At 70.6% G+C, this 3927-nt stretch carries 3 protein-coding genes; 1 reads left to right on the forward strand and 2 read right to left on the reverse strand.

Translation table 11 applies throughout. The annotated features are described in order from the left end of the window. On the forward strand, positions 1–234 hold a 234-nt coding region (locus FV222_RS19495), incomplete at its 5' end, for an MGMT family protein (RefSeq protein ID WP_147815430.1). A gap of 258 nt (positions 235–492) precedes the next feature. Here the strand turns inward: FV222_RS19495 and parC are convergent. Both parC and recO read right to left on the reverse strand, forming a co-directional pair. Then, positions 493–2739, reverse strand: a complete 2247-nt coding sequence (gene parC, locus FV222_RS19500; protein ID WP_147815431.1) for a DNA topoisomerase IV subunit A — start codon at positions 2737–2739, stop codon at positions 493–495. A gap of 45 nt (positions 2740–2784) precedes the next feature. Beyond that, the gene (recO, locus tag FV222_RS19505; protein WP_147764043.1) at positions 2785–3510 is read right to left on the reverse strand and encodes a DNA repair protein RecO; all 726 of its coding nucleotides are present in this window, start codon (positions 3508–3510) and stop codon (positions 2785–2787) included. Between the last annotated feature and the right edge of the window lie 417 nt (positions 3511–3927).

Raw genomic sequence — 3927 nt, forward strand, 5'->3', positions numbered from 1 at the left:
GACATGCTCGCGAAGCGTATGTCCGCCGCGCGCCTCTTCTTCGGAGAGCACGACCGTGTACCGGCGGTCGGCATCATCCGAGACATGGACGATCCGCGCGCCAACGCGCTCGCGGTCGCGATCCCCTGCCACCGGGTGGTCCGCGCCGACGGCGCCCTTTCCGGCTACCGCTGGGGCATCGACCGCAAGCGCGCATTGCTCGCTCGAGAAGGGGTCGAACCGGTGAAGGCTTGAGCCGCGGGTTCCCCTCTCCCCGCGCGCGGGGAGAGGCCCGGCTGCACCCCGTCGTGCAGCCGGGAGGCGAGAGGCGTAGCCGGAGCGACGGTGAGGGGGCGGCTCAGGACGAGGCTGCTTCGGCCCCCCCTCACCTTCGGCTGCCGCCTCGCTTCGGCGACGACGAGGTCGCCGAAGCCCTCTCCCCGCCAGCGGGGCGAGGGGATGGACGTGGCCGGTCAGGGAAAGCCGCCGCCGAGCGGCATCCGATGTTTCGCCCTACTTCCCGAACCGCTCGAACTTCGGGAAACTCCGCGTCATCAGCGTCCCGGCATCCGTGCGGTGGCCCGTCCACTTCTCCAGCACGCTGTGCTGGGCGAGGCGGCCCTCGGGTGAACCGTCGCGCCAGGGCAGGCCCTCGGCGAGGGGGAAGACGCAGGCGTCGACCAGGCTCGATTGGCGGCAGCGCTGCAGGCGCACGCCCTTGCCGCGGACGAGCTCGGTCAGCTCTGTGATCGGGAAGACCAGCAGCAGCTTGTCGGAGCTCGTCACCGCGACGTGGTCGCCCTCGGCCGGCACCAGCACCACTGCCTTGGCGTCGCCGTCGAGGCTCAGGATGCCCTTGCCCTTGCGGGTGTTGGCGACCAGCGCGTCCGCCGGCGCGAGGAAGCCGCGCCCGTCCGAGCCCGCGATCAGCAGGCGGGTCTCCGGGCGGTAGGGCAAGGCCGCGACGATCTCGGTGCCGTCGTCGAGGTCGACCATCAGGCGGATGGGGTCGCCGAAGCCGCGTCCGCCCGGCAGCTTCGAGGCGTCGAGGGTGAAGACCTTGCCGTTCGAGGCCAGCACCAGGATCTTGGCGGTGGTCTCGCTCGGGAAGGCGATCTTGATCCGGTCGTCGCCCTTGAACGCGACGCCGGACAGGTCGGCGACGTGGCCCTTCAGCGCCCGGATCCAGCCCTTGTCGGAGACGATGACGGTGATCGGCTCGCGCTCGACCATCGCCGCGGTGAAGTCGATGCCGGCGGTGTCGGGCGGGTTCTGCAGAGTCGTGCGGCGCGCGCCGAGCTTGGTGTCGGGCCCGAAGGTCTTCTTCATCTGGCGGACCTGCTGGGTGATCGACTTCCACTGCGCGGCGTCCGAGCCGAGCAGCGCCTCCAGCCCGTCCTTCTCCTTCGTCAGCGTGTCGAGCTCGCGCTTCAGCTCCATCTCCTCGAGCTTGCGCAAGCTCCGCAGCCGCGTGTCGAGGATCGCGTTGGCCTGCACTTCGGTGAGCCCGAAATGCGCCATCAGCGCCGCCTTCGGCTCGTCCTCCTCGCGGATGATGCGGATCACCGCGTCGAGGTCGAGGTAGACGATGAGCAGGCCGTTCAGGATCTCGAGCCGGCGCTCGATCTGCCCGAGGCGGTTGCGCGAGCGCCGCTGCAGCACGACGCGGCGGTGGTCGAGCCATTCGCGCAACGCCTCGGCGAGCCCGATCACCCGGGGCACGAGGCCGCCGACCAGCACGTTCATGTTGAGCGGGATGCGGGCTTCGAGTTCCGTCAGCCGGAACAGCGATTCCATCAGGATCACCGGGTCGACGCTGCGCGAGCGTGGTTCCAGCACCACGCGCACGTCCTCGGCCGACTCGTCGCGCACGTCGGCGAGCAGCGGCAGCTTCTTCTCCTGCAGCAGCTCGGCGAGCTTCTCGATCAGCCGCGCCTTCGGGATGCCGTAGGGGATCTCGGTGACGACGATGTTCCAGGTGCCGCGGCCCAGATCCTCCTTGGTCCAGCGGGCGCGCACGCGGAAGGCGCCCCGCCCGGTGCGGTAGGCCTCGGCGATCGATTCGGCCGAATCGATCAGGATGCCGCCGGTGGGGAAGTCCGGCCCCTGCACGAAGCTGACGAGCTGGGCCGAGGTCGCGGCCGGGTTGGCGATCAGGTAGAGCGCCGCGTCGCACAGCTCCGCCGCGTTGTGCGGCGGGATCGACGTCGCCATGCCGACCGCGATGCCCTGGCTGCCGTTGGCCAAGAGGTTCGGGAAGGCCGCCGGCAGGACCGACGGCTCGTCCTTCTCGCCGTTGTAGGACGGGCGGAAGTCGACCGTGTCCTCGTCGAACCCGTCGAGGATCAGCCGTGCGACTTCGGTCAGCCGCGCCTCGGTGTAGCGGTAGGCGGCGGGGCCGTCGCCGTCGATGTTGCCGAAGTTGCCCTGCCCGTCGACCAGCGGGTAGCGCTGCGCGAAGTCCTGGCTCAGCCGCACCAGCGCGTCGTAGATCGCCTGGTCGCCGTGCGGGTGGAAGTCGCCCATCACGTCGCCGACGATCTTGGCGCACTTCTTGTGCGCCGTGTTCGGGTCGAGCCGCAGCAGCCTCATGCCGTAGAGGATGCGGCGGTGCACCGGCTTCAGCCCGTCGCGGGCATCGGGCAGCGCCCGGTGCATGATCGTGGAGAGCGCGTAGGCGAGGTAGCGCTCCTCCAGCGCGGACTTCAGCTCCACGCTCTCGATGCCGTCCCCGGTCGGCGGCTCGAAGGGCTGGCCCATCACGGCTCCGTTCTCATACGTTTCACGTGGAACATAACACGAACATCAGCGCTCGGCATCCAGGCCGGCCGCGACGAATCGTGTGCGGTCCTCAGGGGTCGGCAGTGCCCGCGGACCCCAGATGTGCTGCGTGAGGAAGTAGCCGGTCAAGGTAAAGCCATTCCGCACGTCGTCCGGCCCCTCCAGGCGCCCGCCGTCGCGCAGGAAGGCCGGCAGCGCCAGCAGGCGGTCGCGATAGGGCTCGCCCGCCGAGGCGCTGACCGCGCGCCCGCTCTTCGGCGAGACGTAGATCAGGGCGTCGTTGCCGCCGGTGGCGGCGCAGGCGCCGAGATCGAGCCCGAAGCCGAGTTCGGTCAGGATCGCCAGTTCGAACCGGACCATCAGCACCGGCGCCACCGTGCGGTCGTGCAGGTGCGCGATCAGCACGCGGGCCGCCTCGAACAGATCGGGATGCGGATCGCGCTCGGGCAGCAGCCGCAGCAGCGCCGCGAGGTGGCCGACGCCGTAGAGCGCGAGGCCGGATCCGATCAGACGCGACAGCGCCGAATCCAGCGGCTCGACCGCGAACGCCCCGAGGCCCTCGTCGAGCCGCGAACGCCAGGTGGCGCGCACGAGGTTCCCGGGCTGCAGCACCGGCTGCATCCGGCGCGAGCGCCCGCCGTGGACCAGCCCGAGATGGCGCCCGTGCGCGCGGGTCATCGCCTCGAGCACCACGCCGGTCTCGCCCTGCCTGCGCACGCCGAGCACCAGCGCGTCATCGGTCCATTGCATGGCCCCACCTTAGGGGATTTCCGTGCGCGGCGTGAGAGTTCGCGTTTGCTAGGACTGAAAGCCGCGGTAGCATCGAATGAGGCTTGGCGTGGGGAGGTCGGGGTGCTTCTGCGGATATCGAATACCGAAACCGCCTTCCGGCGCTTGCGCCTATGCACGCTCCGTCAAGGCCGCCACGCCGCGCCCCCTCCCCCCTTTGCGGGGGAGGGTGGGCCGCGAGCTAAGTCGGGAGAGGGGAGCGACGTTTCCGGATACGGCGCTCCCCTCTCCCGACCCTCGCTGACGCGAGGCTCACCCTCCCCCGCAGAGGGGGGAGGGAAGCGACCGGCGGCGTTCGATGACCGACCGCTCCGGGCGGCCGCCGCCACGCTCGCCGTCGCCCTCGCGCTCTCCGGCTGCATGGCGCGCGGCGAGCGT

The organism is Methylobacterium sp. WL103 (genome assembly GCF_008039885.1).
Classification (GTDB): Bacteria; Pseudomonadota; Alphaproteobacteria; order Rhizobiales; family Beijerinckiaceae; genus Methylobacterium; species Methylobacterium cerastii.